The sequence below is a fragment of the Acinetobacter sp. KAM396 genome (assembly GCF_021602765.1).
GTDB classification, from domain to species: domain Bacteria; phylum Pseudomonadota; class Gammaproteobacteria; order Pseudomonadales; family Moraxellaceae; genus Acinetobacter; species Acinetobacter towneri_A.
In genome coordinates this window covers 1-23,300 of the sequence record NZ_BPPH01000019.1, presented here as the reverse complement: position 1 = coordinate 23,300, position 23,300 = coordinate 1, and the positions used below count along the sequence as shown (strand labels likewise).

Annotated in this window: 17 protein-coding genes and 1 rRNA gene; 7 read left to right on the top strand and 11 right to left on the bottom strand. The window is 43.6% G+C overall.

Annotated features, from left to right (window positions below):
- Positions 1–21: 21 nt before the first annotated feature.
- Together L6C30_RS10155 and L6C30_RS10150 are read right to left on the bottom strand one after the other, a co-directional pair.
- The gene (locus tag L6C30_RS10155) at positions 22–3,150 is read right to left on the bottom strand and encodes an efflux RND transporter permease subunit (protein ID WP_236163006.1); all 3,129 of its coding nucleotides are present in this window, start codon (positions 3,148–3,150) and stop codon (positions 22–24) included.
- A gap of 3 nt (positions 3,151–3,153) precedes the next feature.
- Positions 3,154–4,293 (bottom strand): efflux RND transporter periplasmic adaptor subunit, encoded by a 1,140-nt coding sequence (locus tag L6C30_RS10150; protein WP_236163007.1) that lies wholly within the window; start codon positions 4,291–4,293, stop codon positions 3,154–3,156.
- 147 nt (positions 4,294–4,440) lie between these two features.
- Here L6C30_RS10150 and L6C30_RS10145 point away from each other — a divergent pair, with 147 nt between their 5' ends.
- From L6C30_RS10145 to L6C30_RS10135, 3 genes are all read left to right on the top strand, one after another.
- Entirely contained in the window at positions 4,441–5,055 is a 615-nt protein-coding gene (locus L6C30_RS10145) for a TetR/AcrR family transcriptional regulator (RefSeq protein WP_070154906.1), read from the top strand.
- A 210-nt stretch (positions 5,056–5,265) separates the two neighbouring features.
- Positions 5,266–7,950 (top strand): phosphoenolpyruvate carboxylase, encoded by a 2,685-nt coding sequence (gene ppc / locus L6C30_RS10140; RefSeq protein WP_236163008.1) that lies wholly within the window; start codon positions 5,266–5,268, stop codon positions 7,948–7,950.
- Positions 7,951–8,342: 392 nt separating this feature from the next.
- Complete coding sequence (locus tag L6C30_RS10135) at positions 8,343–9,641, top strand: solute carrier family 23 protein (protein ID WP_236163009.1); 1,299 nt, start codon at positions 8,343–8,345, stop codon at positions 9,639–9,641.
- 279 nt (positions 9,642–9,920) lie between these two features.
- On the opposite strand, the gene L6C30_RS10130 is transcribed toward L6C30_RS10135, so the two are convergent.
- Positions 9,921–10,100, bottom strand: coding sequence for a hypothetical protein (locus tag L6C30_RS10130; protein WP_019837339.1), 180 nt, complete (start codon positions 10,098–10,100; stop codon positions 9,921–9,923).
- Positions 10,101–10,182: 82 nt separating this feature from the next.
- On the opposite strand from L6C30_RS10130, the gene L6C30_RS10125 reads away from it, so the two are divergent.
- Positions 10,183–10,386 (top strand): hypothetical protein, encoded by a 204-nt coding sequence (locus tag L6C30_RS10125; RefSeq protein ID WP_019837338.1) that lies wholly within the window; start codon positions 10,183–10,185, stop codon positions 10,384–10,386.
- 29 nt (positions 10,387–10,415) lie between these two features.
- On the opposite strand, the gene L6C30_RS10120 is transcribed toward L6C30_RS10125, so the two are convergent.
- The 4 genes from L6C30_RS10120 to ilvD (L6C30_RS10105) form a co-directional block, all read right to left on the bottom strand.
- On the bottom strand, positions 10,416–10,703 hold the full coding sequence (locus tag L6C30_RS10120; RefSeq protein WP_019837337.1) for a chorismate mutase: 288 nt from the start codon (positions 10,701–10,703) through the stop codon (positions 10,416–10,418).
- On the bottom strand, positions 10,693–12,006 hold the full coding sequence (locus tag L6C30_RS10115; protein ID WP_070154897.1) for a hypothetical protein: 1,314 nt from the start codon (positions 12,004–12,006) through the stop codon (positions 10,693–10,695). The genes L6C30_RS10120 and L6C30_RS10115 overlap by 11 nt, the downstream gene beginning before the upstream one ends.
- Positions 12,007–12,124: 118 nt before the next feature.
- Positions 12,125–13,810 carry a dihydroxy-acid dehydratase gene (gene ilvD, locus L6C30_RS10110; protein WP_070154895.1) on the bottom strand — a complete coding sequence of 562 codons (1,686 nt, stop codon included), beginning with the start codon at positions 13,808–13,810 and terminating at the stop codon, positions 12,125–12,127.
- A gap of 218 nt (positions 13,811–14,028) precedes the next feature.
- The gene (gene ilvD / locus L6C30_RS10105) at positions 14,029–15,858 is read right to left on the bottom strand and encodes a dihydroxy-acid dehydratase (RefSeq protein ID WP_070154893.1); all 1,830 of its coding nucleotides are present in this window, start codon (positions 15,856–15,858) and stop codon (positions 14,029–14,031) included.
- Between the two features lie 375 nt (positions 15,859–16,233).
- On the opposite strand from ilvD (L6C30_RS10105), the gene fmt reads away from it, so the two are divergent.
- Entirely contained in the window at positions 16,234–17,196 is a 963-nt protein-coding gene (gene fmt / locus L6C30_RS10100) for a methionyl-tRNA formyltransferase (protein ID WP_070154891.1), read from the top strand.
- Positions 17,193–18,500: a 16S rRNA (cytosine(967)-C(5))-methyltransferase RsmB gene (gene rsmB, locus L6C30_RS10095; protein ID WP_236163010.1), complete on the top strand. Its 1,308-nt coding sequence runs from the start codon at positions 17,193–17,195 to the stop codon at positions 18,498–18,500. The genes fmt and rsmB overlap by 4 nt, the downstream gene beginning before the upstream one ends.
- 128 nt (positions 18,501–18,628) lie before the next feature.
- Here rsmB and L6C30_RS10090 read toward each other — a convergent pair whose 3' ends face one another.
- From L6C30_RS10090 to L6C30_RS10080, 3 genes are all read right to left on the bottom strand, one after another.
- Positions 18,629–18,739: a methionine/alanine import family NSS transporter small subunit gene (locus L6C30_RS10090; protein ID WP_004970370.1), complete on the bottom strand. Its 111-nt coding sequence runs from the start codon at positions 18,737–18,739 to the stop codon at positions 18,629–18,631.
- A 1-nt stretch (position 18,740) separates the two neighbouring features.
- Positions 18,741–20,225 carry a sodium-dependent transporter gene (locus L6C30_RS10085; protein WP_236163011.1) on the bottom strand — a complete coding sequence of 495 codons (1,485 nt, stop codon included), beginning with the start codon at positions 20,223–20,225 and terminating at the stop codon, positions 18,741–18,743.
- A gap of 565 nt (positions 20,226–20,790) precedes the next feature.
- The gene (locus L6C30_RS10080) at positions 20,791–22,233 is read right to left on the bottom strand and encodes an aldehyde dehydrogenase family protein (protein WP_070154884.1); all 1,443 of its coding nucleotides are present in this window, start codon (positions 22,231–22,233) and stop codon (positions 20,791–20,793) included.
- A gap of 173 nt (positions 22,234–22,406) precedes the next feature.
- Here L6C30_RS10080 and L6C30_RS10075 point away from each other — a divergent pair, with 173 nt between their 5' ends.
- Positions 22,407–23,090 carry a TIGR04219 family outer membrane beta-barrel protein gene (locus L6C30_RS10075; RefSeq protein WP_070154882.1) on the top strand — a complete coding sequence of 228 codons (684 nt, stop codon included), beginning with the start codon at positions 22,407–22,409 and terminating at the stop codon, positions 23,088–23,090.
- Between the two features lie 122 nt (positions 23,091–23,212).
- Here L6C30_RS10075 and rrf read toward each other — a convergent pair.
- A 5S ribosomal RNA gene (gene rrf, locus L6C30_RS10070) occupies positions 23,213–23,300 on the bottom strand; the annotation flags it as partial.

Genomic DNA, 23,300 nt, shown 5'->3' with positions numbered 1-23,300 from the left:
GCACCCGTTATTATGTCACTTTTACAGATTATGTGGATTTTTTTTCACTTTAAACCACTGGGCGTATAACGCAGGTAAAAAGAACAGAGTTAATAAGGTCGCCACAATTAATCCGCCCATAATCGCCACAGCCATCGGGCCAAAGAAAATACTGCGAGAAAGTGGAATCATGGCCAAAACAGCCGCTAATGCTGTGAGGACAATTGGACGACAACGGCGTACCGTGGCGTTAATAATCGCATCCCACGGCGACTCTCCTGCCCGAATATCCTGCTCAATCTGATCAATTAAAATCAGGGAATTGCGCATGATCATGCCCGATAAGGCAATCGTGCCAAGCATCGCCACAAAACCAAAGGGTTTGTTAAACAGCAACAGAAACAATACCACACCAATAATGCCAAGCGGCGCAGTCAAAAATACAATGAACGCACGAGACATGCTACGCAGTTGAATCATTAACAAGGTCATCACCACTGCAAGGAAAACTGGCATGCCTGCATTGACTGACTTTTGCCCACGTGCCGACTCTTCAACTGTACCGCCCACTTCAATTAAATAGCCATTTGGCAATTTTTCACGCAAGGCTGCCATCGGTTCAGATAATTCGGCCACCACCGTTGCAGGTTGCAGATTGCTACGAATATCGCCACGTACGGTAATGGTCGGCAAGCGGTTACGATGCCAAATTAAACCTTCTTCAAAACGGTATTCAATTTGTGCGATTTGCGCCAACGGCACCGATGTTCCACGTGAAGTCGGTACCGCCAAGCTGCTTAAAGATGCGACATCTAGGCGCTCAGTTTGATCGCCACGTAAACGAATTTCAATCAGTTCACGTTTTTCACGATACTGGTTGATTGCGGCGCCACTGATAGAGCTATTGAGGAAGTTAGCCAAATCTAGACTCGACACTCCCATTTGACGGGCACGGTCTTGATCAATCTGCAATTGAATGACTTTGCTCGGCTCACCCCAATCTAAATGCACATTGGTGCTGTTTGGGTTGGCACTGATGGTGGCTGCGACTTGCTGCGCCCATTGTCGTACTTGTGCCAAGTCTTCGCCTGACACGCGAAATTGCAATGGATAACCCACAGGCGGACCATTTTCCAATAACGACACGCGAGTACGCACCTCTGGCAATAACAAGCGAATTTGCTCTGATAAATTACGACGAATTTCATTGCGGTCTTCTAAGGAAGATGCCAACACCACAAATTGGGCAAAACTGGCTTGCGGCAATTGCTGATCTAAGGGCAAATAGAAACGCGGTGAACCTGTGCCGACATAGGCCACATAATTGTCGATACCTTGTTGTTGTGCTAAAAACTTTTCAACTTTTTTAACGGCTGCTTCTGTGGCTGTTAAGGATGCACCCTCTTCAAGTTTTAAATCGACTAAAATTTCTGCCCGATTGGAAGGCGGAAAGAATTGCTGCGGTACCAATTTAAACATGGCAATGGATAGAACAAAAATGGCCACGGTCGCTGCAATGACAGTTTTGCGATAGCGTACACAGGTATTGACCCAACCTCGAAACACTTGATAAAAGCGAGTTTGATAAGGGTCGTGTAATTCACCTGTTGGCTGTACCTGCGGCTCAGCTTGTTTGCGTACACGCGCCCAAAGACGTTGATACCACGGCGCTCGCTGTGCATGACGCTGAAAATCTGGCAATAATTTATCGCCTAGATAAGGTACGAATAGCACGGCAGCAAACCAGGACACCACCAAAGCAATGGTGACCACTTGGAAAATTGAACGGGTATACTCCCCTGTACTTGAGGCTGCTGTGGCAATGGGTAAAAAACCTGCTGCGGTAATCAATGTCCCAGTCAGCATAGGAAAAGCAGTCGTTCGCCACGCATGACCTGCCGCTTGCAAGCGGCTATAGCCTTGCTCCATCTTAATTGCCATCATTTCAATGGCGATAATGGCGTCATCCACCAATAATCCGAGCGCTAGAATAAGCGCACCGAGTGAAATTTTGTGCAGCCCGACATCAAACAAATGCATACCTGCAAAAGTCATCGCCAAAACCAGTGGAATGGAAAATGCCACCACCAAGCCAGTACGAAAACCCAATGAAAAGAAGCTGACCAAAAGCACGATAATCACCGCCTCAGCCAAGACTTTCATAAATTCATTGACGCTGTGTTTTACCGCTACAGGTTGATCAGACACTTTTTGCAGTTGCATGCCTAAAGGCAAAGTTTTTTGCAAACGAGCAAATTCTGTTTCCAGATTTTTCCCCAAAGCCAAAATATCTCCGCCTTTACGCATCGACACCGCAATGCCAATGCCGTTTTCGCCCATAAAGCGCATACTTGGTTGGGCCGGTTCGCTAAACCCACGATAGACTTCGGCAACATCGCCCAGTTGAATGGTGGTGCCATTCACCAACAGTGGCATTTGTTTCAGCTCATCAACACTGTTCAATGCACCACTCACACGTACCTGAATACGGTCTGAATGAGTTTCAAAAAAACCTGCGCTTGCCATGCTGTTTTGTTGTTGTAAGGCTTGCTGAATGGCGGTAACAGGAATTCCGAGTTGTGCGGCTTTGGTATTAGACAACTCAATCCAGATTTTTTGGTCTTGCAAACCGACCAAATTGACTTTGGCCACATCTTTGACCCGCTGCAATTGTAGCTGCAAACGGTCGGCATATTCTTTGAGGGTGGCGTAATCATAGTCTGCGCCTGTAAGCACATAAATATTACCAAAAGTGTCGCCAAATTCATCATTAAAAAATGGGCCTTGTACCCCTTGTGGCAATTCATGGCGAATGTCATTGACCTTTTTACGCACCTTATACCAGACATCTGGAATTTGGCTGGAACGCATGGAATCTTTGGCAATAAAAGTCACCATGGACTCGCCCGGACGCGAATAAGCCATGATGCGTTCATAATCGCCCGTGCTCATCAATTCTTTTTCAATACGGTCAGTGACTTGTAAGGATACCTCTTTGGCACTCGCTCCTGGCCAATAGGTTTGAATCACCATCACTTTAAAGGTAAACGGCGGATCTTCACTTTGTGCCAGTTTAGAATAGGAAAAAATACCAACAATGCCCAACAACAGCATCAAGTAGACCACTAAACCCTTATTTTTTAACGCCCATTCGGATAAGTTAAAATTCATATTTTAACGCTCCGTCTGTGTAGCAGCAGGAGCTGCCTGAGCTTTAGTATTGACCGCCTGTACAGCTTGATTGTCACGGTTAATTGGGCGGATTTTTTGTCGATCACGCAGTAAATGTACCCCACCCATCACCACATAATCTTGCGGCTGCAAGCCACTGAGTACAGGCACGCTGTCCCGTCCATAAGCGCCCAAGGTAACAGGAACTTGGCGCACGGTTGAATCAGGCTGTAAAACCAAAACAAAAGCTTGTTGCCCCGTTGCCGATACGCTAGATAAAGGTACATATAAACCCTGATTGGCTTGGCGAGTCAGAAATACCCGCGCACTTTGCCCCAATTGAATCTGTGCATTGCCTTCGCGTAAAGCCACTTTGACTTTAAAAGTACGCGACTGATCTGCCGCAGGGGAAATTTCTCGAACCTTACCTGTAAAACGACTATCAGGTTGTGACCATAAACTGACCGTGGCCTCTTGCCCGACCCGAATATCAGCAACTGCTTGTTCAGGCACGCCAATCTCGACTTCACGTTCTCCATCAATCGCCAATTGATAAGCGACCTGCCCTGCCGCTAAAACCTGCCCAACTTCAATATTGCGTTCAGTAATCACGCCATTTTTTGTGGCACGTAACTGGTTATAGTCGGTTTGATTACTGCTAACCGCATAATTGGACTGTGCCTGTTTCAACTGTGCCATAGCATGTTGATACTGGTTTTTGACTGCATCATATTGCGAGCGGCTGACTGCATTCATGGGTAACAATTGCTGAAAACGCTGCAATTCATCACTGGCAACTTTTGCAGCAGATTGCGCACTTTCCAGTTGCGCACGTGCGGCATTGAGCTGTAATGCTGCATCTTGCACATCCAGAGTTGCTAAGACTTGCCCAACCTTAACCCGATCTCCCACATCGGCAAAACGCTGTGTAACTTGCCCTGCAACCCGAAATGCCAAAGCAGTTTGCTGACGTGCTTGTACCTCGCCTGCATAGCTTTTTTGCTCAAGATGTAAACTGCTAGGCTGAGTCACCATCACCAAAGGGACTTCCTGTTCAACCTCGGTTTTTTGCTTGCTGCATCCCATTAGGGTGATACAGCACAGCAGCATCAGGCTACCAATGAGATTCTGAGTCGTTTTCATCTAGCGTGCTCTTATTTAAACGTTTTTATTAGGGCAGAATACGCAGTATATTAAATTGATTATTTTTTAATTAATATACCACTAGGTACATTAATTAAAACTGAAGCGTCATTTTCTAGTTGTACTGATGCAAATTAGGAGGAGCGTGTGCAGATTCATGTCGGAAGACCCAAAGATTTAGAAAAACGCCAACGTATTTTAATGTCGGCAAAACACTTGTTTTTAAAGTTGGGCTTTCATGGTTCAAGTATGAATCAGATTGCACGTGAAGCAGGCGTGACCAAATTAACGGTGTATAATCACTTTCAAGACAAAGCCACCTTATTTTCCTGTGCCATTGAAGAAACCTGTGAAAGTCTGCTCAAAGCACAGCCTTTGGACTTGACTGCACATCGCAATTTTAAGCAGGCTTTATACCAAGCCTGTGAACTGTCCTTGAACTTGGTCAATATGCCTGAAGCGATTAAATTAGAGCACTTGCTGATGGAGCTGGCCTCGGAGCAAAATCCGTTGGCATTGCAGTTTTACAATGCCTCACATGCCAAACTTCGCGCGATGTGGGAAAGCTTCTTTCGTCAAGCTGCAGAACTAAAATTTATTCAGGCAGATGAACCTAAAACACAAACAGAATTGATCGTTTCCTTACTGCATGGTTTACGTCACCACGAAGTTTTACTCGGTGTACGTGCCGTGCCCGATGCTGCACAATCTCAAAAAATTATTGAAGATGCGATTGGTATTTTTATGCTGCGTTATGGCTGAACAGGCTAATAAAGGTTGATCTAAATCGGAGTTTCTTTTACCAAATAGCATTCCACTCCGCCCTGTATTTCTCTCCTAAATACTGCCGCTTGGCTCTATAACTTCAGATGCGCAAATTCCATGCAACTTTTGTAGATAGCCCGCTTGGATTGTGTCTAAATCGGGGTATAGTCTTAACAGAGTAAAAACACAGAACATGGAGAACAACGAATGATTCAACAAATTGATGCTCCTCTACGCGATGACGTACGCTTACTTGGCAACTTATTGGGTGAGACCCTCAAGTTACACGCAGGACAAGATTTGTTTAATCAGGTCGAACAAATTCGTGCTTTATCTAAAGGCGCGCGCGATGGACAAGCCGAAGCTGAAAAACAACTCGAACAACTGTTTTTAAGTCTAGAAGATGACGAAATCTTACCGCTCACCCGTGCCTTTACCCACTTTTTGAACTTTGCCAACATCGCAGAGCAATACCATGTGGTGCGGAGTCGTCGCCAAAGCGAATTTGATGAACATGCTGTTTCTCCAAATCCTCTCGATCGCTTATTCCTCAAGTTTAAAGACAACCAAATTTCTGCAGAAACCCTCTTTCAACAAGTCTGCGAACTGAAAATTGAATTGGTTTTAACTGCGCATCCGACTGAAGTCAGCCGTCGTACCCTAATTCAAAAATATGACGATATTAATGACTGCCTGTCTAAAATGGATCAACAAAAACTGACGCCACGTGAACGTGAGGCAGTTTTGGCAGATTTAAAACAGCTCATCAGTTCAGCTTGGCAAACCGATGAAATTCGCCAACATCGCCCAACTCCCGTCGATGAAGCCAAATGGGGCTTTACCACCATCGAACAAACCCTGTGGAATGCAGTGCCTAAATTCATACGTGAATTAGACAGCATTGTGCAGGAACACTGTGGACAAAGCCTGCCGCTGAACGTTGCGCCTGTGCGTTTCGCCTCTTGGATGGGCGGTGACCGCGATGGCAACCCCAATGTCACCCATAAAGTCACTCAAGAAGTATTGTGGTTGTCGCGCTGGAAAGCAGCAGAACTGTATTTACGTGATATTGAAAACCTGCGTTGGGAACTTTCCATTCAGCAATGTAGCCCAGAATTGCTAGATGCTTTAGGACATTCCCATGCAGAGCCATACCGTGAATATTTACGCGACACTCGTGAACGCCTAAAAGCCACCCGCGACTGGTTAGCAGCAAAATTACAAGGCAAAGATGCTGATGACAGTTTGGTGATTAAAAACAAAGACGAGTTGTTACAGCCTTTATTACTGTGTTATCGCTCGCTGACGGCTTGCCAATTGTCAGACATTGCGAACGGCAAATTGCTAGATTTAATACATCGTGTGAATTGTTTTGGTATTGAATTACTAAAACTGGATATTCGCCAAGAGTCAGGACGTCATCGCCAAGCCATTTCTGCCATTACCGAATATTTAGGTTTGGGCAATTTTGAAACATGGACTGAACAAGCGCGTCAGAACTTCTTACTTCAAGAACTGCAAAGTAAACGTCCATTATTGCCCAAATTCATGCAGGAACCTGCAGAAAGCCTGATTCAACATCCCGATGTGCAAGAAGTGTTTGCAACCATGCGCACGTTGGCTGCACAGCCGCAAGAAAGCTTGGGCGCTTATATTATTTCCATGGCGGAATATCCAAGTGATGTGTTGGCGGTGTTATTACTGCAAAAAGAAGCAGGCATTCAGCATCCTTTACGTGTGGTGCCGCTGTTTGAAACCCTGAAAGATTTGGATGGGGCTGCCCAAACCATGAATACCCTATTTAATATGCATTGGTACAAACAGCATATTCAGGGTAAACATGAGGTCATGATTGGCTACTCAGACTCCGCCAAAGATGCAGGTTTTATGTCTGCCAACTGGGCACAGTACCGCGCTCAGGAAGAACTGACTGCGGTAGCGCAGCAACATGCTGTGCAGCTTACCTTATTTCATGGTCGTGGTGGTTCCATCAGCCGTGGCGGTGCACCGACTCAACAAGCACTATTCTCACAGCCACCAGGGTCTATTTCAGGTGCAATTCGCGTGACCGAACAAGGCGAAATGATTCGTTTTAAATTTGGACTTGAAGGGGTTGCCTTACAAAATCTGGAAGTCTATACCGCTGCCACCTTAGAAGCGACGATAATGCCACCACCTGTGCCGAAGGCAGAATGGCGCGAACTCATGCATAACATGACCGAACTTTCGGTACAGGTCTACCGTCAAACTGTGCGTGAAAACCCTCATTTTGTGAAATATTTACGCACCGTTACGCCAGAGCTAGAATTGCAGATGTTGCCGCTCGGTTCACGTCCTGCAAAACGTAAAGTCAGCGGCGGAATTGAATCCTTACGTGCCATTCCGTGGGTGTTTGCATGGACGCAAATCCGTCTGATGCTACCTGCTTGGTTAGGAACAGGCGCGGCAATTAACCAAACAATCGATCAGGGACAAAAAGCCACTTTAGATGAAATGCTCAGCGATTGGCCTTATTTCCAGACTTTAATTGATATGTTGGAAATGGTGTTGTCTAAAGCCGACAGCAATATTGCATTGTATTATGAGTCACACCTGACCGATGACCAAGACCTGAAAGAACTCGGTGAGCAACTGCGTCAACGCCTGCGGGATGCCGTAACGACGTTACTGACTCTCAAAGGCGAATCACAATTGCTCAGCAGCAATGATGTGCTAGATCAATCGATGCGGGTGCGTAAACCGTATTTATTGCCGCTGCATTTGCTACAGGCAGAGTTGATGAAACGTCGTCGTTTATATTTGGCAGAACAGAATGCCGAACATACCCCTGTCGATCATGCCCTCATGGTAAGCATTGCAGGGATTGCAGCAGGCTTACGCAATACAGGTTAAGCCTCTACGAATAGCACAACAAGCAGAGTCTGTACTCTGCTTGTGGCTACTGCTCTCTTAGAAATGACTTAGGCTCATGCTTCATAAAGCCAAACACAGTGGACATAATAACGTGAAAGCAGATGGTCAAAGACATGCGTTACCAGGTAAAAAACCAGCCTAAATTATGTGCAATTAAATTTATTCTTAGTCTGTTTTCATGCCATTGATGCAGCAATACATTCTTTAAATTTATAAATAAAATTACTTATTTATATTAAATGCAATTTTTAACAAATAGTAAAATTTAATCCTAAAAATAAGCAGATGGTCAGTTTCCTCGCAAAATTTTTAAAAAATTTATGCAATACAAGAGTATGATGTGCTCAATTTAGCTTTTGAGTGCTCACTTTATGTCCAATTGGTTTCCCAAATGGCGTCCCTATGAGGGCAGCATTGATGCACGTCCTGTAGGGACCAATGAGTATCTACCGCCTGCACAAACCGTTGTCTTGGGGATACAACACGCGTTTGCCATGTTTGGTGCTACGGTACTTGCACCTTTCTTAATGGGCTTTGATCCGAACCTTGCCATTTTAATGTCAGGGATTTGTACCATCCTGTTCTTTTTCATGACAGGTGGGCGCGTGCCAAGTTATTTAGGTTCGAGCTTTGCCTTTATTGGGGTAGTGATTGCTGCCACAGGCTATGCAGGTGCAGCAGGCGGTTTAAATGCCAATATTGGGGTCGCGGCAGGAGGGATTATTGCCTGCGGTATTTTATATGCCCTGATTGGCTTTTTGGTGATGGCTACAGGCACCCGCTGGATTGAAAAATTGATGCCACCTGTGGTGACAGGTGCAGTGGTAATGATCATTGGTTTAAACCTTGCCCCAGTCACGGTCAAAGCGGTTGCAGGCAATCCATTTAATATGTGGATGGCATTGGTGACTGTGCTGTGTATGGGCATAATTGCTGTATTTACCAAAGGTTTACTGCAACGCCTCTTGCTTTTAATTGGCTTACTCATGTCGTATCTGATCTATTTTGTGATCGCCAATGTCATGGGTTGGGGGACGCCAATTAACTTCGCACCAATTCAGCAAGCCGCATGGTTTGGTGTTCCAGACTTTCACGCGCCTGTATTTGATGTGAATGCTATGCTGATTATTGCCCCAATTGCCTTCATTTTGGTGGCAGAGAACTTGGGACACATTAAAGCAGTCGGAGCAATGACAGGTGAAAACCTCGATCCACACATTGGTAAAGCCTTTGTCGCAGATGGTGTTGCCACAACACTCGCAGGTGGTGTCGGTGCACCAGGTATGACCACTTATGGTGAAAATATTGGCGTGATGGCTGTTACCCGTGTGTATTCCACAATTATTTTTGTGGTGGCGGGGGTCTTTGCAATTTTCCTTGGGCTTTCACCCAAATTTGGCGCGATTATTCACACCATTCCTAGCGCTATTTTAACGGGTGCTTCTATTGTGGTCTTTGGTTTGATTACCATTGCTGGCGCAAAAATCTGGATTGAAAACAAAGTCGATTTTTCTAAAAACAAAAACTTGATGGTGGCTGCCGTGACCATTATTTTAGGAACGGGCGACTTTGCGCTGCAACTGGGCAGCTTTAACTTGGGCGGGATTGGTACAGCAACTTTTGCGGCCTTGTTCCTAAACTGGTTCTTTAGTTTGCGTGATCCATCCTAATCAGAACCTGCTGTCATCTGCTTGATCTCAAGTTGATGCCAATGCAATGCAAAAAGACCGAACAACAATGATTGTTCGGTCTTTTTTAGCTCAAACGGTCTGTCTAGAATAAACCGTTTTTAAGAGATCATGCTTTTACTGTGGCTTATTTCTGTTTTTTAAGCTCTTGCTTAAGTTGCTTCAATTTGCCTTTATGTTTTGAAATCTTTTTCAAACGTGCTTTGATTTTTTGCTTCAAAGATTTAACTTGCTTAGCCATGGTATTACTCCTTAGTAAGGCTATTCGTTGCTATTGTGTTGTTTCACAAAACTACGAATAAATTTTCTTAATTCACGAGCAGCACTAGTATCAAGTTCTTCACATAAACGAATAAATTCATCACGTTCAGTACTATTAATACGAATTAAAAGTTGTCCATCTTTCTTGCCTGTCTTTATTTTTTTGATTTGCTCGTTCATTGCTGATCTCTCCAAAATAAAGACTGCTTTGCAAAAGATGTATATACAATATATATACTTTTCAAAATAAATCAAACCTACAATGTTAAAAAATGTAATAAAATCAGATTCTTTTTTTTACCACGACTTTATAAACAGCCGTCAAAGTCAAGACAGGCAAGACTTTGCGCTTAAAGCTGCCAGCAGAAAAATAAGCAAATTATTTTTAAAATTATGGTTTGAACACCAAGATGGCATACAAATACGCGGTTTTGCCGCGCAAATACAAAGTTTGGGCTGCATTTAAAGCATCACCCAAACTTAGAGATAGATCAGTTAAGGACGAAATTCTTTTAATTCACGCTGAATAAAATGCTGAATCATATCGTGATACAAACGCTCGACCATGTCAGGATCGACTGCATGCTGCACAGCCAAAGCACGGACTTTTTCAATCACTTCTTTCACGCGCTGTGGCGACTGTACATCATCCACAGTCTGTTTATGGCGCATCGCCTGATCGACATAAAACTGACGCGATGCAATCAATTCAATTAAAGCCACATCAATTTGGTCTATTTTGTCACGTGCTTGTTGTAATGATTTTACTTTTTCATTGTTCATGGGCTTGGGCTACACTTTCAGTTTCGGTTTCACTCTTATACTTTTCTTCTAACACATTACTGAAAATACTTTCAATCATCCACACCCGATATAAGCTATTAAACACGTAGCTTTGTCCATCTATACGCAATTCCAACACAGGAAAATCAGGCTGAGATTTCATTTCACACAGCATATCATTTTCTTTGAGCAACTCAGTCACATCCGCTGTGGTCAGTTGATCTAACTCGAGTTCACGCTGCATACGCTCAAAATGCGCTTTAAAGGATAAATCCTGTCCCCTCGTCCACACTGCCTGCAAAATACGATATATGGCATCGACACGCTGTTCTTCAGGCACACTGTAATACAGTTGAGCCATTTGATAAGTCGCCTGCTCGGTCGGGCGGCAAAACGGCGTAAATGCAACATCAGTACGTTTAGATAATCGCGTCGCCAAACTCCAGTCAAAGCAGTCACGCCCATGATAGGACAAAGGATACACATTCAAATGAATATTGTAATAGGCAGCCAATTCTTCTTTGATATACGCCAATAACAACCAAGAAATTGGGTCTTCCAGCGCGATATATAAATCCAATTCAGGGTCGAGTGCCTGAATTTCATTGAGTTCTTCGGCATCACTAATTAAATGCTCACACCATTCAATATGATTGATCAAGAAAATAGGATTATCGGTGAGTAATTTTTGTTGTTTTAAACGGCGAGTCAAACGCAATAAATCATCTACGGCATGATATTTACGTCCACCAAATTCAAAATAACTGGCCAATACAGGTACATCATCAAAAACCCGTTCAGAAAAATCCTGAATTTGATGATGACGACTGGCCATGGCATATAAGGTGCGTAATTTACCCGACTGCTTTTGCCACAGCATGTGGAACACATCTTCGAGTAAATACAAGAAATCCTGACCACGTAACGGCGTATGCCGCAAAATGGCTTCTGCCTGCATTAAGGCCTCTGCAGTTGGCGGTTCAGGGGTATCGTGAAAACTAAAACGATGCTGTTTGGCAAGAATTTGTGCATCTTGGATACAATAATTTTGCCATTCTACAGCCGACATTTGGTTCGGTGCATCGCCACTTTGCCGCGAAATCACCACGGTTAAAGGTTTTAATTCATCGGCCAGAATATCTTCTAATTGCGGCAATTGCTGTACAGCCAAATAGCTATATACATCATCTAGACGTAAATACACACTCAGTCCGTGTTCCGTGGACAACACCGCTTGCCGAGATGGTTTTTGATAAAACCATCTGGATCGGATCGGATCGAACCAACGGCGTAACAGTGACATGAGATCAGCCTCTAAAAAGAAAATCCTTGTGGTTTGGGGACAAGCCACATGCAAATCATGTGCGCTCGTCCTTCAATAGTACACAAGGATTTATATCAATTCATATAAAAATGAGCAATTAAACCTCTAAATTCAGATCAGTCACTGCACCTTTTTCTGCACCCGATGCCAATTTAGCAAATTTCGCCAATGCACCATGGGTATAGTTTGGCTTTGGTTTGACCCATGCCGATTTACGCGCTGCCATTTCCTCTTCCGACACATGCCAAGTCATTTCACGGGTTTCAGCATTAATCGAAATTTTATCGCCATTTTTCACCAAACCAATTGGCCCACCTTCATACGCTTCTGGGGTCACATGTCCAATCACAAAACCGTGACTGCCACCCGAAAAACGTCCATCGGTAATTAACGCGACTGAATTACCCAAGCCCTTGCCAATAATTGCAGATGTCGGTTTCAGCATTTCTGGCATACCTGGGCCACCTTTAGGGCCTTCACCACGAATCACAACTACTTCACCTTCTTGCACTTCACCATCTAAAATGCCGCGCATCGCACCAATTTCACCTTCAAAGACACGCGCAGGGCCCTCAAAATACAAGCCTTCTTTGCCTGTAATTTTTGCCACTGCACCCGTAGGCGATAAGTTGCCTTTTAAAACCACCAAGTGCGAATCTTTTTTGATTGGTGCATCAAACGGTAAAATAATCTGCTGACCTTCAGGATAATCGGCAACATCGGCCAAGTTTTCTGCCAAAGTTTTACCTGTAACCGTTAAGCAAGAACCATCGAGCATGCCAGCATCTAGCATGCGTTTCATCAATGGTTTGATTCCGCCAATGGCAATCAGCTCCGACATTAAATATTTACCAGATGGACGTACATCGGCCACCACTGGAGTTTCCTGACCAATACGCACGAAATCATCGAGTGTGAGTTCAACCCCTGCAGAATGTGCCATGGCAATTAAATGCAACACGCCATTCGTCGATCCACCCAAAGCAATCAGCACTTTAATGGCATTTTCAAAGGCAGATTTGGTCATAATGTCACGTGGTTTAATATCCAAACGTAACAAATTCATGACTGCTTCGCCTGCACGTTGGCAGTCATCCATTTTGTCTTGAGAAACAGCTTCTTGTGCTGAAGACCCCGGCAAACTCATGCCCAGTGCTTCAATCGCCGATGCCATAGAGTTCGCGGTGTACATGCCACCACACGAGCCTGCACCCGGCAAAGCCACTTCTTCGATCTGCTTGACCTGAATTTCGTTAATTTCCCCTTTGGCGTGCTGACCCACGGCTTCAAACACCGAAATAATATCGGTATGTCCTGCACCCGGTTTAATCGTGCCGCCATAAACAAACAAGCCCGGACGGTTTAAACGCGCCAATCCCATAATGCAACCTGGCATGTTTTTATCACAGCCACCAATGGCAATCACACCATCATAGGCCTGACAGCCCACCACAGCTTCAATTGAATCGGCAATGATTTCACGTGAAACCAATGAGTATTTCATACCCTCAGTGCCGTTTGAAATCCCGTCTGAAATGGTGATGGTATTGAAAATAATGCCTTTACCACCTGCCTGATTCACGCCTGTTTCTGCTTCACGCGCCAAGCCATCGATATGCATATTACATGGTGTGACATTGGCCCAAGTCGATGCAATGCCAATAAATGGACGAGTAAAATCTTCATCCTTAAAACCCACCGCACGCATCATGGAGCGTGCAGGTGCATTTTCAATGCCTTCATAGACTTCGGCTGAATGTTCGCGGATATTCTGTTTACTCATGGCTGATTCCTTAGCGAGATGGGTGAAATGTCGTGTTCATTATGACGATTTATTTTATTTTTCATTGTATCGAAAGCAGGCAGGATGTAAACGAAAATGCCTGTCTAATTTTATTGATCGAATTTGTTGCACTACTGACATCGCTCATTGCAGACTCATAAAAAAAGCACCCCGATTTTGGAGTGCTTTTTATGGCAGCTTAAATTGCCAAGTACTGCTTAGATTTCACGTACCGCACCTTTTGCCGCACTGGTGGTGTGCATGGCATAGGCTTTCAACGCTTTAGAAATTTTACGTGGACGTTCTTCTGCAGGATGCCAACCTTTGGCTTCTTGCGCTTCACGACGTGCCGCCATAGTGGCGTCATCTACTGCCAAGTGAATGCTGCGGTTTGGAATATCAATTTCGATACGGTCACCATCTTCAACCAAACCAATCGCACCACCTTCAGCCGCTTCTGGAGAAACGTGACCAATTGAAAGACCTGAAGAACCGCCCGAGAAACGACCATCGGTCAGTAAGGCACATTCTTTGCCTAAACCTTTCGATTTCAAATAGCTGGTTGGATAGAGCATTTCTTGCATACCTGGGCCACCACGTGGACCTTCGTAGCGAATCACCACTACATCACCCGCTGTGATTTTACCGCCCAAAATCGCGTCTACTGCAGCATCCTGACTTTCAAAAACACGTGCTGTGCCGTTAAATTTCAAAATGGAATCATCCACACCTGCAGTTTTGACAATACAACCATCCAAAGCGATGTTGCCGTAAAGTACCGCCAAACCACCATCTTTAGAGAAGGCGTGTTCTGCATTACGAATCACACCATTGTCACGGTCACCATCTAAACGTGAATAGTAACGGTCTTGTGAGAATGCAGTTTGGGTGGGTACGCCGCCCGGTGCAGAACGGAAGAACTGGTAAACGTCTTCATTTTCGGTACGGATGATGTCCCATTTATCCAAAGCATCTTTTAAAGTCGCTTCGTGAACTGTGCCTACTGAAGTGTCCAATAAACCTGCGCGATCCAGCTCACCTAAAATAGACATGATACCGCCCGCACGGTGTACATCTTCCATGTGAACGTCTTGTTTGGCAGGTGCAACTTTACACAATACAGGTACTTTACGTGATAAACGGTCAATATCATCCATGGTGAAATCTACACCTGCTTCATTGGCAGCCGCCAACAAGTGCAATACGGTGTTGGTTGAACCGCCCATGGCAATGTCCAACGTCATAGCATTTTCATAAGATGCTTTGGTTGCAATTGAACGTGGCAATACGCTGTAATCGTCTTGTTCATAATGGCGTTTGGCCAATTCCACAATCAACTGACCTGCTTTATCAAACAGTTTTTTACGGTTGGCGTGAGTTGCTAGAATTGAGCCGTTGCCAGGTAGAGATAAACCTAAGGCTTCTGTTAAGCAGTTCATTGAGTTGGCAGTGAACATCCCTGAGCATGAACCACACGTTGGACATGCTGAGCGCTCGTATTCAGCGACTTCTTCATCGGTATAGTTATCATCTGCCGCTACAATCATCGCATCAATCAAGTCAATCGCGTGTTCATTGCCACGAATTTTGACTTTACCTGCTTCCATTGGGCCGCCAGATACAAACACCACTGGAATGTTTAGGCGCATGGCAGCCATCAGCATCCCTGGGGTAATTTTGTCACAGTTGGAGATACAGACCATAGCATCGGCACAGTGCGCGTTGACCATGTATTCTACCGAGTCGGCAATCAAGTCACGTGATGGCAATGAATACAACATGCCGTCATGGCCCATGGCAATCCCGTCATCTACGGCAATGGTGTTAAATTCTTTAGCCACACCACCTGCCGCCTGAATTTGTTCTGCCACCATTTGACCGAGGTCTTTTAAATGCACATGGCCAGGTACAAATTGGGTAAATGAGTTGACCACCGCAATAATCGGCTTACCGAAATCTTCGTCTTTCATACCCGTTGCACGCCATAAGCCGCGTGCACCCGCCATATTTCTTCCGTGTGTCGATGTTTTTGAACGATAGTCAGGCATTATAAAGTTCCAACTGGGTTGTGCTGAAATGAATCTGAAATTCATTCTGGCGAAATAATACTGTTTGCAAGATCTGTATCACTGCAAAACAGTTTAAGAATCTTTCTATTTTACTACAGCTTGAGGTAGTAAGGCTGCTGCTTTAGCGACTTTATGATGGATAAAAAGTGACGAAAACCCACAGCACTTTGTTGATCATACTGAATTCAATACAAAACTTTCATGAATAATTTTTAAATTTTGCATTACTAATTTTTATCATAATGATTTTTAGCGCAGCACAGCGACAAGGTGGATTTATTACAACCCGTTCCGACCTTTGGGCCGCAATTTGTTATAATTGCCGCGTCATCTAAAACTATGGGTTGATTTCCATTGAAAATCGTTTTTGCAGGTACGCCTGAATTTGCTGCAAGCGCTTTGGCAGCACTCCTGAACACCGAACATGAGATTGTCGCAGTTTACACTCAGCCTGATCGTAGAGCAGGACGCGGACAAAAACTCACAGCATCTGCGGTGAAGCAATTGGCACTTCAACACGATCTTCCTGTCTATCAACCTTTGCATTTTAAATCATCTACTGAAGAAGGTCTGGCGGCTCAACAAGAATTAGCTGCATTGAATGCCGATGTGATGGTGGTTGCGGCCTATGGTTTAATTTTGCCGCAAGTGGTTTTAGATACACCTAAATATGGCTGCTTGAATATTCACGGTTCTTTATTGCCACGTTGGCGTGGTGCAGCACCGATTCAGCGTGCTATTGCCACAGGGGATACTGAAACAGGCATCACCATTATGAAAATGGCTGCGGGCTTAGATACGGGCGATATGATGTATAAAACCCGATGCCCAATTACTAAAACAGACACCTCTGCCACTTTACATGACAAACTGGCGCAGCAAGGCGCCGAAGCAATTGTTGAAGTATTGGCTTCAGAACAAAAATTACAAGACTATTTGGCTGCGCGTGAAGTACAAGATGAAGCCTTAACAGTCTATGCACACAAACTGACCAAAGCCGAAGCGCAAATTAACTGGTCACAAACTGCAGCCGAAATTGACCGTAATATCCGTGCTTTTAACCCGTGGCCGGTGGCATTTATCCCTTTAGACGACACTAAAAACTTACGCGTGTGGGGTTCAGCATTATCAGATGAATCTGCACAAGGTCAAGTGCCTGGCACAATATTAAAACTGGACAAACAAGGTGTACACGTCGCTTGTGGTGATCAACAAGCAGTGTGCTTAAGCTCGTTGCAATGGCCAGGTGCTAAACCGCTGAATCCTGTACAAATCATTCAAACCCAAAAACTTCAAACAGGACAAGTTCTCGCATGAGCCATTCTGAATCAGGCAACTCACATTTGAACTTGCGTGCCCAAGTTATTCGTACGCTACTTGCTGTACAACAAGGGCAATCATTGGCGAGCATTTTACCTGTACATTTAAACAAAGTATCAGAACGTGACCGCGCCTTGTTTCATGAGCTGGTTTTGGGCACCTTGCGTCAATGGTATGCCCTAAAAAGCATTACTTTGCCGCTGTTGGTAAAACCACTCAACAATGAAACCGTTGAAACCTGTTTATATGTTGGCTTATATCAAGTGCTGTGTACCCGTGTAGCCAGTCATGCCGCAATTTCCGAAACCGTAACTGCAGCCAAACAATTGGGCTATCAGCCGCTCAGTGGTGTGGTCAATGCGATTCTGCGTCGTGTTTCACGTGAAACATCGGAATTTCAAACGGCTTTGGCGAAAGCACATGGTTTGCCAAGTTGGTTGTATAAACGCCTAAAAAAAGATTGGCCCGAACAACTAGAACAACTGACGCAAACGTTAAAGCAAACGGCCCCGCTAACCTTAAGAGTCAATACACGCCAAATTAGCCGTGAAGACTATTTAGAAATTTTGCAGGAACAAGAGATTGCTGCAGAAGCTTGCACCGTGTCTGAAGTTGGTATTGTGATGCTGCAAAATGTGCACATTCCAGACTTGCCTGGTTTTGATGAAGGTATTTTTTCAGTACAGGACGAACATGCCCAACTGTGTGCAACGCTCTTGCCAAATTTAGATGGCAAAGTGGTGGTGGATGCCTGCGCAGCACCTGGGGGTAAAACAGCACATCTGCTTGAAAAGTTTCAGCCTAAAAAATTGATTGCCTTAGATCAGGATGCAAAACGTCTGTTACGTGTCAGCGAAAACCTAGAACGTCTGCAACTGAATCAAGAAGCGCAAGTCGAAATTTTGGCTGCCGATGCAACCACATGGAATGCCAGTGAAGCGGTGGACTGTATTGTATTGGATGCGCCATGCTCTGCCATTGGGGTCTTGCGTCGTCATCCAGATATTCGTTTGCTGCGCCAATCTAGTGATATTCAGCAAACAGTGGCTTTACAGCAACAGATTTTGCAGCAGATGTGGCAGCAACTCAAAGTTGGCGGCACCTTGCTTTACATTACCTGCTCGGTTTTAAAAGCCGAAAATGAACAGCAAATGCAGCTATTCTTTGCCGAGCATCAAAATGCCAAAGAAGTCAAACTAGATGCAGATTGGGGTATTCCACAATTATATGGACGCCAATTATTACCGCAAGAAGGACGCGGCGATGGTTTTTATTATTGTCGTATTGAAAAAACCGCCTAAGGTGTTTTTGTTTTAACGATCCTTCTCATTTAATAGCCTTTCCAAAAAAATAACCCTTGAATCAATCAAGGGTTATTTTATTTAGTCGGTGCAATGCTTTACAGCATCGCACCCATTCAGCAAAATGCTTAGTCTTCAAGTTCATCTGGGTTTTTGATCAGGTGAATCATCGCCAAAACCAAACCACCCCAAAGTACCACTGTTGAAATAATCAACATCACCAATGCAGATGTATTCATGTTATTTCTCCGCTGTGTCTTGATCTTTTAAACGACTAAACAATACCGCACCAATAATAAAGAGCGCCACGGTACCACCACCCACGATGAGTAAAATGTGTAATGGATAACCCCCATAGCCTTCTGCAAAAATAGATTTAAGGGTTAAAGCTAATGCGACTAGCAATGAAAGCGGAGTCACGATGGTTAATAGAATATTCCAGCCCAAACCCAATTTAATACTTGAGTATTGGTTAACGTGTTGCTGCAATTCTTTGAGCAATGGACGACGGAACCAAGTCACCAAAATAATCGACAATAAACCACCACCAACAATACCAATGTTGTTGGCAAAGTAATCAATGATGTCGACAAAAGTAATCGCACTGTGGGTAGAGAATAAAATAGTTGAAACAATCGCTGAACCACCTGCAATAATGGTTACTGCACGCTTACGCGACCAACCCAGTTTGTCTTGGAACGCAGCAATAGGCACTTGCAGAATACTCACCATTGAAGTCACCCCTGCAACCGTCAATGAAGCGAAGAATAAGAAACCAAATAAATCGCCACCAGCACCCAAGCTAGATATGATTTTTGGGAATGCAATAAAAGCTAAACCAATACCACCCGAAACCACTTCATCTACCGATGAACCTGCGCTGTACGCCATAAAACCAAGTGCAGCAAAAATACCAATACCCGCTAAAATTTCAAAAGATGAGTTTGCAAGTGCAACCACCAAGCCTGAACCAGTCAAGTTAGTTTTACGTTTTAGGTATGATGAGTAGGTCAACATAATCCCAAACCCAACTGAAAGCGAGAAGAAGATATGACCAAAGGCAGCTAACCATACTTTATAATTCGTCATCGCTTCCCAGTTAGGCGTAAAGAAAGCATTTAAGCCATCGACTGCACCCGGTAAACGTAACGCTTGAACCACGAGAATAGAGAATAAAATCAGCAAAAGTGGTATAAAAATTTTATTTGACAGCTCAACGCCTTTTTTTACCCCACCATATAAAATGAACATCACCACCGCCCACACGATGACTAAGCCAATAAATAAGGTTGGTACAAAACCAAAGGCTAAACCTTCACCATTTTGTAAGTAGCTTGTGAAAAAGAATTTTTCAGTGTCTGTTCCCCATTGCTGACCAATGGAATAGAACATATAACTGCCTGCCCAAGACAATACGCTAGCATAATAAATACCAATCAGCAAAGTCACCATCACCTGCCACCAGCCCAATGCTTCACTGTTCATGAGCTTTTTATAAGCGGTTGGTGGTGCTTTACGGTATTTATGCCCGACTGCATAGTCCAAAAACAGCAATGGCAAACCTGCGGCAAAGATCGCAATTAAATAAGGGATTAAAAATGCGCCGCCGCCATTTTCATAGGCAACATAAGGGAAACGCCAAATATTACCCAACCCGACCGCAGAACCAATGGCTGCGATAATAAAGCCTGATCGCGCGGACCAACTCTCACGAGAATCTGTCATAGAACACCTAAACTTCAGGCTATTTTTTGCTGCTTGTTTTTTAATTCTGACCTTTTATATAAATAATTTGCTTTTTCATTAGCTTAAATTTACTTTATATAACGGTACTTTAGCGCACGCAAAAAATATCCAGCAAAAAATAATAATCTGGGTGTTTGCTTTAGAGTCACACCTTTTGAGCATCAAAATCTAAAGGTCAAACAGCAAAATATTCGGAAAATCTTGCTTAAAGTCTTTGCCTAATATTCACTTTTGTATGGCTTAACAATACTCATTTTTGAACAATTTTTCTGTAAATTCTGCTTAGAAAGATGCTTTTTGCATGCTTATTTTAATCAAACGTTCAAATTACACTCCATTTTGACTTGATTTTTTAGTTATACGTTCTATAACTATTTGGAATGAAATTGTGATGCTATTTGAGTTATTTTACTTTTCATCTATTTTACACTAGCGCTGTAGCTGATTATTCACCGAACTCCAGCGCTTTCGTGAATCATCTCAAAATTCAGAGTTAACTCCACCTTTATCTCTGTTTATGCCAATACATCATCATATTAAATATTTAACGCTTAATCACTAATAAACGCTCTTCCTGCATATCCCGAATAGCAGATTGAATTCCCTCACGCCCTAAACCCGAATCTTTCACGCCACCATAAGGCATATTATCCACGCGGAAAGAAGGGATATCATTAATAATCACCCCTCCGACCTGTAACTGATCCCATGCGTAAAGCATTTTTTCCAAGCTTTGTGTATAAATACCCGCCTGTAAACCAAAACGACTTTGGTTGATACGTGCAATTCCTTGCTCAAAAGATGAATATTTTTCCAAAATGGCAACAGGGCCAAAAACTTCATCTTTATAAACCTCCAAATTTGGATCGACTTGTTCTAATAAAGTCGGCTCAAACATCACACCTTTCAGCTCACCACCTGCCAATATTTTTGCACCTTTTTTCACCGCTTTATCAATCCACTTTTTCAAGCGCTGCGCTTCAGCTTCCTTAATCATTGGCCCGACTAAAGTACTGTCCAAATCAGGATCTGCTGCTTTAATTTTCTTAAGCTGACTCACAAGTTTCTTTTTCAGTTCAGCATACACGTCGTCATGCGCCAAAATACGTTGCACACTAATACACACCTGCCCTGCATGATTATACGCCCCACTAATTAAGCGATGAATCAATGCATCATTCAGTTCAGTATCGGGTTCAATCATCACCGCTGCATTGCCGCCCAACTCTAGGGTTACTTTTTTTCGTCCTGCGCGGGCTTTCATATCCCAACCCACCACATCTGAACCAGTAAAACTGAGCAGTTTAAAACGGTCATCAGTCACTAAAACATCGGCTTGCTCACGCTCACAAGGTAATACTGAAAACGCACCTTGAGGTAAATCTGTTTCAGCCAACACTTCTGCAATCTTCAATGCTGAAATAGGCGTGGCGCTGGCAGGTTTTAATACAAAAGGGCAACCTGCAGCAATCGCGGGCGCAATTTTATGTGCAGTTAAATTCAACGGAAAATTAAAAGGGCTAATCAAAGACACAGCACCAATCGGTACATGCTTAACCATCCCTTGATAATTCGCAGCAGCAGCCGTCACCGCCAACGGTAAAATTCGTCCTTCATCTAGTTGAGACACAGCATCTGCCGCAATTTGGAAGGTATTAATTAAACGCTCGACTTCTGCCATCGCAGCCAAACGTGGTTTTCCACCTTCGGCAATTAAAATTTCGACTAATTCTTCACGCATGTTTTGAAAACGCTGCACACAATGCAAGAGAATTTTTTGTTTTTGAAAGGGCTGTAATTTTGCCATTTCTGCTTCAGCTTTTACTGCTGCACGAATAGCTTTTTCAATACTTTTCGTATCGGCAAGTGCAACACGCGCATATACTTTTTGAGAATATTTATGCTGAACGGCTAACCATTGCCCTGTTTCTACTGCTTTATTGGCAAGATAGAGCGGGTAATCGACAGGTGGATGGACATTTTGCATACTGAAATCCTCTATTTTTGGCGCGAATTAGGCTATATTTTTACAAGAATTTTAATTCAAGAAAATGTATGATGCGCTAAGTTGGACAATATTTCACATGATTTTTTGTCACGAGAACATCACAACACCAAACTATTCATCCCAAATGATGATGAAAAATACTTAGGGTTTATATGCTTACATTACAACGTTTTGCTTTAGCATGCAGTTTAATTGGTTGTTCAGCGGTGCATGCCGATATTATTGGGGTAAAAGCCAGTGTAGATTATTGGAAATATAGCGCAGACTGGAATCAGGTCCAGTTATCACCAAACTTAGATAACGATTTTGCCTTACCCTTCAGTCTGGCAGTAGAACATCCTGTTCCTTTTTTACCCAATGCCAAAATTAAGCATGCCAATTTGCAGGCCGAAAGCGAGCAAAGCGCTGCTGGTGTAAAAATCAATCAGCTGGATTTAGATTACTCAGACTTCATTTTATATTATGAAATTTTAGATAACATTGTTGCAGCAGATGTTGGATTTGGTGCCAAAGTACTTGAAGGCGACTTAAGATCGAATTTGTTTTCGACACAAGACGTCAGTGAAACTTTACCTATGCTGTATGCAGAAGCAGCAGTCAAATTACCGTTTACGGGTTTAAGTGCCAAAGCTGAAGCTAATTACGCCAAAAATAGCGACAATGAAGTTCGTGATGCTCAGGCAGAAATTAAATATAACTTTGTCGATACCGTTTTGGTCGATGTGGGTTTAAAAGCGGGCTATCGCATTTTAGATATTAAGCTCAATCAAGATTCCAATCAGGAAACTCAATTAGAGTTTAAAGGGCCATATTTAGGCTTAGAAGCACACTTCTAAGCATTTGATATTTAGATAAATTTAAACCCTTAAATTACGTTTAAGGGTTTTTTTATTCATTCTACTTTTCTTTTTTGCATAAAAAAACACCCCCAACGTTAGTTGAGGGTGTTTGAATAATGAGCTGGCGATGACTTACTCTCACATGGGTAACCCCACACTACCATCAGCGCGAAGAGGTTTCACTTCTGAGTTCGGGAAGGGATCAGG

Coding starts and splice junctions, on each gene's coding strand:
- L6C30_RS10155 (WP_236163006.1), bottom strand. CDS start 3,150: ATGAATTTTAACTTATCCGAATGGGCGTTAAAAAATAAGGGTTTAGTG.
- L6C30_RS10150 (WP_236163007.1), bottom strand. CDS start 4,293: ATGAAAACGACTCAGAATCTCATTGGTAGCCTGATGCTGCTGTGCTGT.
- ppc (WP_236163008.1), top strand. CDS start 5,266: ATGATTCAACAAATTGATGCTCCTCTACGCGATGACGTACGCTTACTT.
- L6C30_RS10135 (WP_236163009.1), top strand. CDS start 8,343: ATGTCCAATTGGTTTCCCAAATGGCGTCCCTATGAGGGCAGCATTGAT.
- L6C30_RS10130 (WP_019837339.1), bottom strand. CDS start 10,100: ATGAACGAGCAAATCAAAAAAATAAAGACAGGCAAGAAAGATGGACAA.
- L6C30_RS10125 (WP_019837338.1), top strand. CDS start 10,183: ATGTTAAAAAATGTAATAAAATCAGATTCTTTTTTTTACCACGACTTT.
- L6C30_RS10120 (WP_019837337.1), bottom strand. CDS start 10,703: ATGAACAATGAAAAAGTAAAATCATTACAACAAGCACGTGACAAAATA.
- L6C30_RS10115 (WP_070154897.1), bottom strand. CDS start 12,006: ATGTCACTGTTACGCCGTTGGTTCGATCCGATCCGATCCAGATGGTTT.
- ilvD (WP_070154895.1), bottom strand. CDS start 13,810: ATGAGTAAACAGAATATCCGCGAACATTCAGCCGAAGTCTATGAAGGC.
- ilvD (WP_070154893.1), bottom strand. CDS start 15,858: ATGCCTGACTATCGTTCAAAAACATCGACACACGGAAGAAATATGGCG.
- rsmB (WP_236163010.1), top strand. CDS start 17,193: ATGAGCCATTCTGAATCAGGCAACTCACATTTGAACTTGCGTGCCCAA.
- L6C30_RS10090 (WP_004970370.1), bottom strand. CDS start 18,739: ATGAATACATCTGCATTGGTGATGTTGATTATTTCAACAGTGGTACTT.
- L6C30_RS10085 (WP_236163011.1), bottom strand. CDS start 20,225: ATGACAGATTCTCGTGAGAGTTGGTCCGCGCGATCAGGCTTTATTATC.
- L6C30_RS10080 (WP_070154884.1), bottom strand. CDS start 22,233: ATGCAAAATGTCCATCCACCTGTCGATTACCCGCTCTATCTTGCCAAT.
- L6C30_RS10075 (WP_070154882.1), top strand. CDS start 22,407: ATGCTTACATTACAACGTTTTGCTTTAGCATGCAGTTTAATTGGTTGT.